Source organism: Alkalihalobacillus phoenicis (assembly GCF_047302405.1).
Taxonomy (GTDB): Bacteria; Bacillota; Bacilli; order Bacillales; family Bacillaceae_D; genus Alkalihalobacillus.
Window position 1 is genome coordinate 4,011,409 of the sequence record NZ_CP154853.1, and the last position, 14,182, is coordinate 4,025,590.

General features: G+C 40.2%; 12 protein-coding genes and 1 tRNA gene. 1 reads left to right on the forward strand and 12 read right to left on the reverse strand.

Annotated features, from left to right (window positions below; genetic code table 11):
* Positions 1 to 119: 119 nt before the first annotated feature.
* The 6 genes from spoIIE to yabP all read right to left on the reverse strand — a co-directional run bounded on the left by spoIIE (position 120) and on the right by yabP (position 5,170).
* Complete coding sequence (gene spoIIE / locus AA0017_RS18940) at positions 120 to 2,615, reverse strand: stage II sporulation protein E (RefSeq protein WP_413382720.1); 2,496 nt, start codon at positions 2,613 to 2,615, stop codon at positions 120 to 122.
* 439 nt (positions 2,616 to 3,054) lie between these two features.
* A tRNA-Met gene (locus AA0017_RS18945) sits at positions 3,055 to 3,131 on the reverse strand.
* 197 nt (positions 3,132 to 3,328) lie between these two features.
* A complete protein-coding gene (locus AA0017_RS18950) occupies positions 3,329 to 3,820 on the reverse strand; it encodes a S1 domain-containing RNA-binding protein (RefSeq protein WP_413376978.1) in 492 nt (163 codons plus the stop codon).
* Between the two features lie 74 nt (positions 3,821 to 3,894).
* Positions 3,895 to 4,275, reverse strand: coding sequence for an FtsB family cell division protein (locus AA0017_RS18955; protein ID WP_413376980.1), 381 nt, complete (start codon positions 4,273 to 4,275; stop codon positions 3,895 to 3,897).
* 11 nt (positions 4,276 to 4,286) lie between these two features.
* Positions 4,287 to 4,892 (reverse strand): spore cortex biosynthesis protein YabQ, encoded by a 606-nt coding sequence (gene yabQ / locus AA0017_RS18960; RefSeq protein WP_413376982.1) that lies wholly within the window; start codon positions 4,890 to 4,892, stop codon positions 4,287 to 4,289.
* Complete coding sequence (gene yabP, locus AA0017_RS18965; RefSeq protein ID WP_040324166.1) at positions 4,889 to 5,170, reverse strand: sporulation protein YabP; 282 nt, start codon at positions 5,168 to 5,170, stop codon at positions 4,889 to 4,891. The genes yabQ and yabP overlap by 4 nt, the downstream gene beginning before the upstream one ends.
* Before the next feature lie 748 nt (positions 5,171 to 5,918).
* On the opposite strand from yabP, the gene AA0017_RS18970 reads away from it, so the two are divergent.
* The gene (locus AA0017_RS18970) at positions 5,919 to 7,049 is read left to right on the forward strand and encodes an IS110 family transposase (RefSeq protein WP_413374642.1); all 1,131 of its coding nucleotides are present in this window, start codon (positions 5,919 to 5,921) and stop codon (positions 7,047 to 7,049) included.
* An 811-nt stretch (positions 7,050 to 7,860) separates the two neighbouring features.
* Here the strand turns inward: AA0017_RS18970 and mscL are convergent.
* From mscL to spoVT, 6 genes are all read right to left on the reverse strand, one after another.
* A complete protein-coding gene (mscL, locus tag AA0017_RS18975; RefSeq protein WP_413376983.1) occupies positions 7,861 to 8,238 on the reverse strand; it encodes a large conductance mechanosensitive channel protein MscL in 378 nt (125 codons plus the stop codon).
* A 41-nt stretch (positions 8,239 to 8,279) separates the two neighbouring features.
* Entirely contained in the window at positions 8,280 to 8,858 is a 579-nt protein-coding gene (locus AA0017_RS18980; RefSeq protein WP_413376985.1) for a GNAT family N-acetyltransferase, read from the reverse strand.
* Between the two features lie 261 nt (positions 8,859 to 9,119).
* Complete coding sequence (locus AA0017_RS18985) at positions 9,120 to 9,383, reverse strand: RNA-binding S4 domain-containing protein (RefSeq protein WP_413376987.1); 264 nt, start codon at positions 9,381 to 9,383, stop codon at positions 9,120 to 9,122.
* An 11-nt stretch (positions 9,384 to 9,394) separates the two neighbouring features.
* The gene (gene mazG / locus AA0017_RS18990; protein ID WP_413376989.1) at positions 9,395 to 10,858 is read right to left on the reverse strand and encodes a nucleoside triphosphate pyrophosphohydrolase; all 1,464 of its coding nucleotides are present in this window, start codon (positions 10,856 to 10,858) and stop codon (positions 9,395 to 9,397) included.
* Positions 10,859 to 11,046: 188 nt separating this feature from the next.
* On the reverse strand, positions 11,047 to 12,648 hold the full coding sequence (locus tag AA0017_RS18995; protein ID WP_413376991.1) for a putative polysaccharide biosynthesis protein: 1,602 nt from the start codon (positions 12,646 to 12,648) through the stop codon (positions 11,047 to 11,049).
* A gap of 876 nt (positions 12,649 to 13,524) precedes the next feature.
* A complete protein-coding gene (spoVT, locus tag AA0017_RS19000) occupies positions 13,525 to 14,064 on the reverse strand; it encodes a stage V sporulation protein T (RefSeq protein WP_413376993.1) in 540 nt (179 codons plus the stop codon).
* Between the last annotated feature and the right edge of the window lie 118 nt (positions 14,065 to 14,182).

Consider the following 14,182-nt stretch of genomic DNA (forward strand, 5'->3'; position numbering starts at 1 on the left):
TCGTTGTTACCATCCTTAACCACTAGTAAAGGAAATATACCTTATGCTGACCATTTTGACCTGTAATAAAGCAATGAAACAAACCACCACCTTTACCGCTTTTATATTAGTAAGAACCTTTACTGAGCTTTTTTCCTCATCGTTCTCGTTTGTTTATAAATCGGGATCGAAGCCCATTTTGGTGTATTGCTCTTTATTTCTGATACAACGATTGTCATATCATCTTCTATCGCCCCCCTACCAGAACGAATCACCTTTTCTAAAATGACATCCGCCACCTCTTGTGGATCATGTGTCGTCAATTCATTAATGAGCCTCTTCATCCATGCATCCTTATTTTCAACGTGTTTAGGAGCTTCAAAAATACCATCACTCATCATAATTAATAAATCACCTGGCTTCAACTGCTCCGAAACAACTTCAACGTCAAACTCCTGAATAATGCCCATCGGCAAGTTACTCGCTTCAATTTTAATCACTTGTGAACCTCGCTTAATAAAGCTTGGAATCGATCCAATTTTTAAAAATTTCGCATGAGCATCATATAAATCAATCATCGCTAAATCTAAAGTTGAAAACATTTCATCATTATTTCGAATCGATAAAACCGAATTCACAGATTTAATGGCCACTGTCTCTTCAATTCCAGATTGTAAGATTTTCTGAAGAAGCTGTAATGTTTCATTGCTTTCAAAATGAGCACGCTCGCCATTGCCCATTCCGTCACTGATCGCAATTGCATGCTTTCCAGAACCTAAATCAATCGTCGAATAACTATCACCCGATATCCAAGCACCTCCTTTTGCCACATGGGAAACCCCGGTCTCCACAACAAACCTCCTTGCTGATACAAACGTAACATGGCTATAGCCGTTCGGATATACCGCCCTTTCTTCACTATTTACCATTACCGTTTCTGATAATAAATCCGATAACATCGGAGCAATAACCTTTTCATATTGACCGTGCCCTTCGTCAAAAGCGACACTCATCTCAATTTCAACAGCCCCCTTCTCTAAACTATATACATCCACATGCCCTACTTCTAAATCCACACTTCGTAACGCTTCTAAAATGCTTTCCTCTTGATTATGAAACGCCTGCTTCTCCTTTTGAATTTCTTTTGCAAAATCACCCATCACTCGTGATACACCTAGTAGTTGATCCGCTACAAGTTTTTGACTTTCCATCACCTGCTTTCTAAGCTTCTGATTAACCATATAAGAGCTATGTTCCTGCTTTATTGTATCGATCACCTTTTCAGGACGAATACAATATTTTTTCCACTCAGCTTGTAACACCTTGTCTTTGACATGTCCATTTTTCTCTGTTTCGAGCATCAAATTTTGCATCGAATCATACGTTTTAGAAAAATTCTGCACCCAACAACGATCCTTTTTAAAGCATGTTTGACACGTTTTTTCGGTGACTTGACTGAGGAAATAATCAAATTGACGTTCTTCATCCTCTAAAGAAACAGCGTCATTCGCTCCAGTCTGAAAGCTTTGTGATAACGTTTGAAAAAGGGTCGAAAACTGTTCGACTTTCCCAGCAGTCACATCTCTAATTTTCCTCAGATACTGCTGCTGTTCTTTTGAATATTCAGTTGTACCAGGAATATAGCGGGCTAATTTAGAGATCATTTCTTTTGGCGTCATCATAAAGATGAGAATGGCCACTAAAGACTCTAATAACGTCACGGTTATATCGGCCGCTCCGTCACCATACATTCCTATTAAAAGAGTTCCAACTAATAAACCAAGGGCAACCCCTACCTTTTTTCCTTCTTTTAATAAACCACCGAGTAGCCCGGCAAATGCAAGCAAACTCATTTGGTACAAGCTAGCGACACTAGCCAAACTTAAGATAAGTCCTGTCACCACCCCTACAGTTGATCCAATCGCTGCCCCCCCAATAAAGGCAAAGATCAAGACTAGATAACGTGCTAATACATGTTCAACCGACATCTCATAAAAGGACCAGCCGACTGTTCCTGTCATAACAGAAGCTAGGAGAATAATGAGACATATAATCTCTTCGTTACGCAACGGATGTTGAAGCTTTTTAGAAGTAACAAGCGGTACACTTTGCATAAAAATCATCGTGAGAATAAAACTTAATCCCGCTTCTACAGTAGCCATCATGAGGGCATAGTTTGTAATCGAACCATCTATGATAAAGACAAGCAGTAACCTTGTCGAGATACTAGTCACAAACACGGTATAAGGAAGGAGTTTAACTGGGTCATCAGAAAATTTCGTGACTAGTTTCTGAATGAGGACGTACCCGATTATTGCACAGAGGACGAATATAAATTCACCATGATAACTGAGGAGGGCCCCTGCTAGCAATGAGATAGATGCCACCCCCGCCCGTTCCCGCTTTATCATAAAAACCGCTGCTAAAAAAGGGAGCACAAAAGGGGTTAGTTCGGATAAAATCATGGCTCGTCCTAATAAAAAACCTACTATCACCACTAACAATCCCCACTGGTAAAATAGTTTATGAATGATATTTTCTGTTTTCTCCGCCACGATTCCCATTCCATTTGCCACTCTATCATAGACCATCGAACTCTTATTTAATGCCAACCAACCTTTTGTCATTCGTTTCATCATTACGAACCACCATCCTTTTTGAAATGTGGTTTTATTATAAACAGATGAAACTCTCATTTTTTGTCAAAATGACAAAGTCGAATCAAAAAAGTGTTCGACTCCTTTCGGCTTGTTTTCATCTTAATTCGCAAGACAACACACAAATGTCAAAGAAATCAGAAAATTTATTGATGGATTTGTACGTTTACTGATGAATGCTGTGGAGAGAAAAAATGAATACTTTTAAAATTAATGGTTGATTTTTTAATAATGGGGGTAGACAAAGGTTTTTTACTAGCTCTAGATTGGTAAAAGCGGAAGTTTCTTTGTCGAAGGAGAGCGGCGTTTAGCTATATTGTTCAAGGTTTCATTTTTTTAGAGTCGACCATAATATAATAGACCGATTTAGACACAAAAAAACCTCATCACTATTATGATGAAGTGTACTTGTTATATTTGGTAGCGGCGGAGGGGATCGAACCCCCGACCTCACGGGTATGAACCGTACGCTCTAGCCAGCTGAGCTACACCGCCATATTTGTTAATGTCATTTGCGACAAGTATTAATATACATCCTTTAAACGAGGAAGTCAATAGTATTTTTAAGATAATATAAAATGGCTAGCCTTAAGTCTGTACCTTCCTTCACTCTCCATCTTTTTTCACACAAAAAAAACAGGAGCCCATCTAGGCTCCCGTTCATTTATCGTTCAATAGGATCTGGCAACAAATTACCCCCTACGAGCGCCTCGACCACCACGCTTGGAGTCAGTTTGACGTTTCAATGTCGTTAGGCGTTCTTCGCTATCCTTTAAGAAGCGACTCACCTTATCTTCAAAAGATGGACCTGGACGATGATTGTTACGTGCCCCTTGACCTTGTGAGCGTTGTGAAGATTGATAAGGACGACTTGGACGAGCTGGTCTTTGCGGACGAGCTGGCCGTTCTGAACGGGCTGGTCTTTCTGGACGTTCTGAACCTTCTGGTCGCTCTATCGCCTTACGAATTGACAAACCAATTTTTCCATCCTTTTCGACGTTTACGACCTTAACCTGTACTTCGTCGCCTACCTTTAAAAACTCGTTAATATCCTTGACATAATTATCAGCTACTTCACTGATGTGTACAAGGCCTGTTGAACCACCCGGCAGCTCGACAAATGCTCCAAAATGAGTGATCCCTGTAACCTTACCCTGTAATTTGCTGCCTACTTCAATTGACATGAAAAAATAGATCCTCCTTAAGAAATCTAGAAATGTTCATTTGAATATATTATACCCGATGAGAAAAAAAGGTGTCAATCCGAGGATGTATTTGGCAGAGTAAAAAGAGTTTCACCTTTTTTCGTGAAGAAATAATCTCTGCGGGCAATCTCAGCAATATAATCTAAGTCATTATAATTGACGATTTCCTGTTCTAAGTATTGCTGCTCTGCTTTCAACTGTTCCAATTCAAGCTCAAGTGCAGCTTTTTCCTCATTTTTTTCGGTAGTTAAAACCATTTGATTATAAAGTAAGATCCCACCAATAGCAGCAAATAGTGCCCCCAGGATCCCAATAGCAGTTAGGCGCTTCATTAAACCTCGACGTTTTTTTTGTTGAATCGCTAGCTCCTGTTCCCGTTGTTGCTTATAAGCTGAATCAATTTCACGAATGGTTGACTTCTGATTTGAGATCACTCAATCACCCCCTAATCCTTCTTCTTCTTCAACTTCTTCCCCATCGCTTCCCATAAATCCTTTATTTTGTTTACATACGGTTTGAGCCAAATTTGGAGTTTATCTGTTAATTTGTATAGCATCGTCACTTTTAAGATACTATTTAATACCCATTTAATTATTTTCCAAACCGTTTTTAAAATAAAGAATATAATGGTTAGACATGTAGTTATTATCATCATACATAAGGAATAAAGGAGTTTCAATACGTATTTTATCGGGTTAATCAATAAGATCGTTAAGAGTTTTGTCATAAATTTGTATATGGAAATGAATGCTTGAATCAACCATTCTAATACTTTTAAGTAGAGCTGACGGCATAAAGCTTGATAGGCTGCATAACCACATAAGATCGCTAAAAATACATAAAAACGGATTTCTCCATTGTTCACTTGTAAAAGAACATAAAAGAGTAAAAAGCCTTGCAGTAGCCAAAACACTAAATCATTTAAGGCAGTCAGCCAATGGAAGGAGGACCTTTCCTTAGAAAATCGGCGATACGTATCAATGGATGCTCCGACCCAAAGGCCAAAAGCAAACATCGATAGCATCGTATAAAATTGGACCGTTAAACTCACTTAAATAACTTCCCAAAAAAACCTTTAGATTTATCTTGACTGTTTTGATCCAAATAAACAAAGTCAAAAATCTTTCCTTCTATTGAAACGATCCCCTGTTCCACATTCAAGTTTTTCATATGAAGATTTTGACCTCTGACCGATAAAAAGCCCATAACGGTTTCAAGTAAAAACTCTTCATTATCGAAGCTTTCTACTTGCTTTACCCCTGTAATATCTAAATGCTTTCTGCTTTTTAAAATAATATCATGATCATTTGACTGTCTTTCTTGTCCCATCGGTGAGCCAAATTGATATTGATCCACGTTATCTCCTCCTCGTACATGCATTTGTTACACTTTATGAGCAAGAAGAATAAAATAGAACAAGCCTTCCTTTTTAATTCGATTTAACCAATTGACTCAACCGCACGTTCCTTGCAGTCTTATTCTTATCTGCTCAACTTTCGCATCGAGAAAATCCGTTCAACTAGTTGGCAGAGCGAAAGGGAAGCTCTTAAACAAATGCCCTTGACATGTTTGAAAAGCGAGAACGTACTATCACACAAAACGGATAAATTGCGCAGTAAGAAAAAAAATATGCCCTCCGGCGGTCGCTACCAAACAGACACGGTTTTGGGAGCGACCGCCGAAGCACTTAATTTTACTGCACAGTTTCCTTCAACAGCCTACGAAGAGATGATGTGTTCAGACTGTCAACGATTGAACCGTTCATGTAAAGTCAATTTGAGTCTTGTATCTCCCTAAAGTTAATCTCTATCAACGGTTAAGGGTCAATTATACGCTGCGAAAGTTGAGTTATCTGTTAAAAAACAATAACAAGTTCAGTAGGCAAAACGGAGGCAATGTAACACCCGGAGAATCCTGCGGGAATAGTGAAGGACGGGAGACCCCGCAGCGATAAGCGAGTTATCATGAACGAAACTAGCCCCTTACTCGTAACAGCGTAGGTTAATTTGGTTAGAATGATTAACAGAAGAATTAACCAAACCAAATCAGAGCTACATTACGAAAGGAGCTAGTTATTATGAAGGATACCATAAAATACGTTGGTTTAGACGTATCAAAAGAAAAAATTGCGGTAGCGGTGGCGGAAGAAGGTCGGGATGCCCCTCGTTATATGGGGATGATTCCGCATACACCAGAGGCGATTAAAAAGCTTATCAAAAAATTAGGAGAGGTCGACACGCTCCGTTTTTGTTACGAAGCGGGACCGACTGGATATGGGCTGTATCGCTTATGTGTATCTTTAGGGGTCTATTGTGAGGTGATCGCTCCCTCCTTGATCCCCCAAAAAGCAGGAGACCGAGTCAAAACGGACAAAAGGGATTCTTTAAGGCTCGCCCAACTTTATCGTGCGGGAGAACTAACGAACATCTACATTCCGACGCCTGAAGATGAAGCGTTACGTGATTTAGTTCGAGCACGTGAAGATGCCAAAGAAGATGAATTACGTTCCAAACATCGCTTAACAAAGTTTCTCTTGCGTAATGAAAAGCGTCCACCTGAAGGGGTGAAAAAGTGGACGAAGAAGTATTACGCTTGGTTAGATGCTTTGACATTTGAGCACCCAAACTTAAATCTCGTTTTTCAAGAGTATTACCATCAGTTAAAAGAGTTGGAACAAAGATTGAAACGATATGAGGAAGGAATCGAACAAGAAGCAGAAGAAGGCGTTCATGCATCAGCTATTCAAACGTTACAATCTCTCAGAGGGGTTGCTTTAATCACGGCTGCGAGTCTCGTGGCAGAAATAGGATCTTTTGAACGCTTTGCCACCCCAAGGCAATTCATGTCCTATGTCGGTTTAGTACCGAGTGAATCTTCAAGCGGAGATAGAAGGTACCAAGGGAAGATTACCAAAACGGGAAATCGTCATGTCCGTCGCTTATTAGTAGAATCGGCCTGGAGTTATCGTTACCAACCAGCGGTAAAAGGTCGTTTGAAAAAGAGGTTGGAGAAGCTTGATCCGTCCATACAAGCTCTATCGTGGAAAGCACAGAATCGACTGAACCAGCGCTACTATCGTTTATTATCGCGTGGAAAAGAAAGTGGGAAAGTCATAACAGCGGTGGCAAGAGAGTTAGCAGGATTTATTTGGGCTGTTAGCCGACATGTGCCTAGCACCGCCGCTCAAAGCCAACTAAACAAAGTATAAGAAATCAACAAAATAGAGAAATCAATATCAACTAGATAAGAAGGATAGGGCTCGAAGGCAAAGAGTAACACCGGGAAGGAAAATCCACGTGCCTCCTCTGTGCTATCCCGTTTTAGGGAGAACGCACGCCGCGAGTTAGTGGAATGGCCTTTATACGGAAAGATACTATGTGAAAACCCACGGATATCAGGATGAAAATCGTCGTTAACGTTTTTGCCTTCGTGCCGTGTCCTTTTCTTCACAAAGATCCGACTTTTAGGAGGGAATAAAAGACGATTATCTTTAGCTAACCTTAAGTGTCTCAACTACTTAGAAGGCCAGTCAAGGAACCCGCTTGACAGACCTCCTAAGAGTTGAAGTGGAGTAGTTAGGCTAAAGAAAGGACATTGAAAGCCTAAAAGGCTCCAAGCCATCCATTTTTAAGAAGCAAATACCGCTTCTCTAGTTAAGATTGGCCAAAAACGGATAAAACCTTGGTTATGAGGAGGGCCCTTGACAGTTTCGTTCATATCAGGAGGCTCCCGGTTCACCCGCGGAACGCGTTGGGTATGTAGCTGGCGGAGTAGACTAAATGATACATCTTCTCTAAGAGATAGATATTTTCCGGTGAACTCAATAATAGGGAACGTGCCCCTAAGTGACTCATAATCATCCGCGGAAAGCCTAGGGTACGCAGTGAGAGGAGTATATCAAACGACAAAGACTAAAAAGCATAAAGTATTACCGCTGCAAGTTAATAGCACTCACGCCTGCAAAAACTTGAAAAGCACAAAACCTACCCATCGGTAAACTTTGTGCCCTTTCTAACTAATTAATGACTCTGTTCTTTTTTTAACAAATCTCGAATTTCTGTTAAAAGTTCTACTTGAGGGTCCACTTCTTCCTCTTCTATTTCCTCTTCTTTGCGTTTTAAACGATTAATCACTTTTACAAAAACAAATAACGCAAGAGCGATGATAAAGAAATCAACAATCGCCTGAATGAAGAGGCCGTATTGAATGACAGCATCTCCTACCAAATAACTTAAGTTAGAGAAATCAACTCCGCCACCAAGCACTCCGACAAATGGCATAATAATATTATCTACTAACGCCGAAACAATACTTCCAAATGCTGTTGCTATTACAACAGCCACCGCTAAATCGACTACATTTCCTTTAATCGCAAATTCCTTAAACTCTTTCCACATATTAGAACCTTCCTTACTTACAAAGATAATTAAAATGAAGATTATACCCCATTTTTGCTTCTAAATACATCTTTTCCAATTGAATAAAATTCAACCATTTCATAGTGCCCTTTGGACCAAACATAGGACGGTTTTTGTTCCTGTTTTATCATCCCGACTTTATGTAATAATTTAATCGATGCTAAATTGCTCGCCAAACATTTGGCATCAATCCGGCAAAGGCCGAGTTGGTTAAAGCTAAAATCAATCACTTCCTGCACAACTTCAGACATGAGCCCTCGTTTCCAATAATTTGGATCAAGTTGATAGCCAATCTCTGCAGCGCCTTCCTTAGGCAGCCAATTCACATACCCACATACGCCAATTAGGCGATTTGATTCCTTAGCAAAAATTCCCCAAGGTGCAGGTTGGCCCTTCTTATAACAATTTAGTAGATAATCTACATATTCATTTGACTCATGTTTCATTCTGACAATTTGCTCGGCTGACACAAAGCTAGATTGCCGCTCTAAACTTAATGAAATGAGATCGAGTCGGTCCGCGGCTTCTACTTTTCTTAATCTTGTCCGTAATGTCGTTAGCTGTGGCAAATGATTAAAAAACGGATAAGCAACCGTCAACAATACCCCCCCTTTAATATAAAGCGGAGTCCGTTTGCCTAGAAGTGAGAATATTAAGGAGCAATGCCTTGTGGGCAGGCGGCTTTTGAAATCGCTTTTTGACTTTAGAGGTCGGACGATTTTTCTCGAGCTTCTAACGGACGCAGCTAGATTAAATAGAAATAGTTGAGATAAAATCGTTTTAACTTCGGACGGACAATTTTATCACTTTGAAGAAAAGGTATTCAAACGGGCTTAGTTTCATGCCACTCGGACTTCATTTTAAGATGGATTAACTTGCTCTTCTTTAATAATGGTGTACATCATGGCCGCTTCATCTTTTCTGACCATTTCTTTAATCGCATCCACTTTTACCGTTACGATTTTTTGTCCAAACCTCACTTCAAGCTCGTCCCCTGGTTTAACGTTTGTACCGGCTTTAGCGACTTGACCATTTACAGCAATTCTTCCTTTATCACATACTTCCTTTGCCAATGTCCGCCTTTTAATTAATCTTGATACTTTTAGAAACTTATCTAACCTCATGCTATCACCTTCTATTTAAATTTTGCTTTACTCTGCTCCCAAATTTCATCCATTTCTTCTAATGTTACTTCTTCTAACGTTTTTCCTCTTTGAACCAACTCTTTTTCAATCTCTTTAAATCGATTGACAAACTTTTGATTAGCTAGACGCAGCGCATCCTCAGGGTCTAATTGATAATATCTCGATAAATTAACGATAACAAAAAGAATGTCCCCTAATTCCTTCAGCATCTCTTCCTTATTTTCCTGCTTCACCTCAATTAAAAATTCATCGATTTCTTCTTGCAGCTTCTCCCACATTGGTTTGGGATCGGCCCAGTCAAAGCCCACTTTCGCCGCAGCCTTTTGAATACTTAATGCTGTCATAAGCGCAGGCAGCCCGGCAGGTTTTTCTATCATAATCGAAGCATTCGCCTCTTCATCGCTTTTTTCTGAACGTTTAATGTCTTCCCAATTGGATAAGACCTCTTCTTCATCTTGCACGATTGTATCAGCAAATACATGTGGGTGCCGGCGAATCATTTTTTCCGTAAGCGATTGAATCACATCCTGAATCGAAAATAAGCCGTCATCCTCACCAATTTGAGCATGGAGCATTACTTGCAAAAGGACGTCACCAAGTTCCTCAATCATATGTTCATCATCTTGTTCATCAATGGCTTCAAGAAGCTCATATGCCTCTTCAAGTAAATACTTTTTTAACGACTCATGTGTTTGCTTTTGATCCCACGGACATCCACCAGGACCCCGTAATGTTGCAATCACTGTACGTAATTGGCTAAATTCTTTCGACAACAGTGCCGCATCCTGCACAGGTGGTACATAGACAGCCGTTAAATTATTTAAAGTCGTTACATGGTCAAGCTCATATAGAGGCACCTCTTGAATGACTTCTTCACTTGAACCAACAGCCGTTGCTATATAGACTGGATAATCATCTGGTAGAAGCTCCATTAAAGTTAATTTCACTTCTGAGGCGATAAAAGCATCATACACTTGGACGATAATGAGATGATGTCTAATTTGCAATTCATCACGATGCAGCGCCGTACCATCGACAATTTGTAACCCTTCAATCGGATCTATTTTTAACGCATTATACATTGGATCCAAGAAGCTTTGTCCACCTAAAAATTCAACTTCTATTTTTCCGCTCTCTGCCTTATTGACGAGTAACTGCACGGTTCGCTCTGCGACAAACGGATGGCCTGGAACGGCATACAACACTTCCTCCTCGGCAGCTTTTGTTAAAAGAGTCGCAACAATCTCCTCATATACTTGCTCAAATTGATCGTGCTTTTGATAAATAGCATCAAACGAAATCATTTCAAGACCTTCTTCTTTTAATTGCTGCACAGCCGGATGATCTTCTGTCCGGACATAGACTTTTTTAGCCTTTACTAATTGACGATATAACCCTAACGGCATTTGCTCAAGGTCTCCTGCCCCTAATCCTAATACCCTAATTTTATTCATCTAATCACTCCTTATTTAAAAAGCGAAGTCCGTTTGCTCAGAAGTGAGTACACTAAGGAACAACGCTAAGTTCGCGACGTCCTGTCGCAACGCCTTGTACCCACATCCTGTGGGCAGGGCTGACTAAAAAGTCGCTTTTTTGTCTTCATAAGACGAACCGATTTTTCTCGAGCTTCTAACAGGCGTAGCTAAATTTTACGAAACCGAGCTCTCATTTTATTTAATTTCGGGATTGATTCCCATTCCTTATCATTAAAAACGGGTAAAACAATTACACTTATAGATACAGTCACTGCACCGATCACAACAGTACTGAGTGCTAATATTGTATCATGTAATCGACTTGGCTCAAGTAAACCGCCTAAAAAGGTTCCCCAAATGGTGGTTGTCGCATAAAGGGCAACGAATGTTAAGAGGACAGCCGCATACGGTTTGCCTTTTCCCCACAACGACTGATCATGCTTATATATTCCATACAGCATACTACTTGCCATTACCACAAAAGAAAAGACCGTGGCATAAGCAGCACCATAAGAACCGTACAATGGAATAAACATAAGGTTTAATAAGAGTTTTAACCCAACACCAATCACAACCGCAATGGCCGGTAAATGAACCTGACCATACCCTTGTAAAATCGCTGCGCCCGTCATATATATAGCGCTCGTAAAAACAGCAAGCGAAAAGACCTTAAGGACATCACTGCCGATCCGATCAGTAAAAAGCATGCTGTTCAACGGCTCCATAATAACGATTAATCCAAGAGTCGCCACCCCTGCTATTAAAATCGTCACTCTTAACGTCAAATTTCGGTAAAAGACCATTTGTTTCTGATTTTTTTCCGAGCGTGCTTTTGACAATAGTGGAACTAAAGCAAGAGCGAACGTTGTCGTCACAATCGTTCCCAACTGTAAAATAGGCTGACCCCGATCATATAAAGATTTTGTATAATAAGCTGCAGCCGAATCTAATCCATACCCTTCTAGCAAACGAATCATTGAAAATACGTCGACAAATTGAAAAAAGATAAACGTCAACGCCCCCATACAAATAAAAAAGCTTTGCTTAAAAAAGGAGATACTTTGTTTTAAGAACACTCCAAATCGAATCTCTTTCAATTGAAACCAATCCGACCACACAATCTTCCTTGAACAAAAGAAAAGAACAACAATCGCCGCAACTCCGCCAACCAATGACCCATATGCAGCTCCCACTCCCGCTCCATAAGGTCCATAGTCTAATGATAATAAAATAATCGCAAAAATAAGTATCCCAACAACCCTGACAAACTGCTCACTTACTTGAGACAAAGCAGTTGGTAGCATATTCTGCTGTCCCTGCGTAATACCACGCCCTATACTTAAAAACGGCATTAATAAAAAAACGAAACTAACCGCACGTAATGGTTCCGTTAACGCCACATCCCCCATTAGATGAGCAATTGCCGGTGCAAAAAAATAAAGACAAATTGTTGCTAAAACGGCCACTAAAAGTAATCCATAAAAAGCCAGCGATACAAAAGCCTTTAGTCCCTCTCGCTCCCCACTCGCTCTATATTCCGCAATTTGTTTTGATAAAACCACCGGAAATCCATACATAGACAAGGTCACCATTAACCCATAAAACGGATATATTTGTTGATACACATAAAAACCTAAATCACCGGCGATATTTTGATAAGGAATCCGGTAAGCCGCACTTAATATTTTCGCCACAATCGCCGCAATTGATAACAACAGGGCTCCACGCAAAAAATCCTCACCCTTATCAGCCTGTCTAACACCTCGCACTCCAAATCCCCCTAACAAACACTCCCCCCTATCATACACCGAAAAGCGGAGGGCGTGTGCTTAGAAGCGAGGAAAAATAAGGGCAGCCTTGGAAGTCGCTTTTTGACTTTATGATATGGGACGATTTTTCTCGAACTTGTAACGCCCGCAGCTAGACACCGAAAGGCGGAGGGCGCGTGCCTAGAAGCGAGGAAAAATAAGGCCAGCCGTGGAAGTCTCTCTTTGACTTCCTAAGGATGGACGATTTGACGTAAAACTTTTGATAGAAGCAGGAAATCGCCGTACAAATCACTAGATGCGACGGCTATTATGTAATTCTCTTTTAAATTGGGTCGCTATTCTTCCTTTATGACATCAATTATGGAATTCTCATCGAAATTCAGTCACTTCTCACCCTTACGACATCAATTATGTAATCCTCATCCAAATTCGGTCACTTCTCACCCTTTACGACATCAATTATGTAATCCTCATCCAAATCAGGACGCTATTCACCCTTTATGACATCAATTATGTAATCCTCATCCAAATTCAGTCACTTCTCACCCTTACGACATCAATTATGTAATTCTCATCCAAATCAAGACGCTATTCACCCTTTACGACATCAATTATGTAATCCTCATCCAAATTCGGTCACTTCTCACCCTTTACGACATCAATTATGGAATCCTCATCCAAATTCGGTCACTTCTCACCCTTCACGACATCATTTATGTAATTGTCATCGAAACCAGGACGCTATTCACCCTTTACGACACGACACAACACCAAACCACCTCATAACGCATATTTAAATAGCCATAATAAAAAGTAGATGAGGCTCTCGCACATTCCTCATCTACTTGACTTAAGGTCTTTCTAGGAGACCTACGATTATTGTTCCATTTGTCGAGCTAAGAAACTGGCAGCCGTTTCTGCTAACTTTTGCTCAACAGCACCGGAAAAGGCTTGTTCCTTGCTGAAAATAACGACGGCACCGATTGGATCGCCACTCGCAATAATCGGAGCAATGACATAACCCTTTAATGATTCTGTATTTTCTCCAACGAGTTGATATTCTCCACTGTTCGTCTCTAATTTGGATTGTCGATCTTCTAGAACTTTTTCAACAACCTCACCTATGCTTTTATTAGCATATTCTTTTTTGGATGCCCCAGCTACCGCAATATATGTATCACGATCAGCAATTAATACATTATGCTTTAAGCTATCATAAAGGGCTTCTGCATATTCTTTTGCAAAATCACCCAGTTCCGAAATGGGGGAGTATTTTTTTAAAATGACTTCTCCGTCTCGATCAACAAATATCTCAAGAGGGTCGCCTTCTCTAATCCTTAAAGTGCGACGGATTTCTTTTGGAATAACCACTCGACCTAAATCGTCAATGCGTCGTACAATTCCTGTAGCTTTCATGCAACAATGCCTCGCTTTCTAAAGATGTAATGTCCTAGCTGTCAAATATAAATATGTGAATCTTTTCAGTTCTTGCCTTTATTATCTTTCTACTCGGAAGAACTATTCACCAATTTAT

Bases quoted from the DNA above. Each gene is read 5' to 3' on its own strand.
- spoIIE (WP_413382720.1), bottom strand. From the start codon at position 2,615: ATGAAACGAATGACAAAAGGTTGGTTGGCATTAAATAAGAGTTCGATG.
- AA0017_RS18950 (WP_413376978.1), bottom strand. From the start codon at position 3,820: ATGTCAATTGAAGTAGGCAGCAAATTACAGGGTAAGGTTACAGGGATC.
- yabP (WP_040324166.1), bottom strand. From the start codon at position 5,170: ATGGGACAAGAAAGACAGTCAAATGATCATGATATTATTTTAAAAAGC.
- AA0017_RS18970 (WP_413374642.1), top strand. From the start codon at position 5,919: ATGAAGGATACCATAAAATACGTTGGTTTAGACGTATCAAAAGAAAAA.
- mscL (WP_413376983.1), bottom strand. From the start codon at position 8,238: ATGTGGAAAGAGTTTAAGGAATTTGCGATTAAAGGAAATGTAGTCGAT.
- AA0017_RS18985 (WP_413376987.1), bottom strand. From the start codon at position 9,383: ATGAGGTTAGATAAGTTTCTAAAAGTATCAAGATTAATTAAAAGGCGG.
- mazG (WP_413376989.1), bottom strand. From the start codon at position 10,858: ATGAATAAAATTAGGGTATTAGGATTAGGGGCAGGAGACCTTGAGCAA.
- spoVT (WP_413376993.1), bottom strand. From the start codon at position 14,064: ATGAAAGCTACAGGAATTGTACGACGCATTGACGATTTAGGTCGAGTG.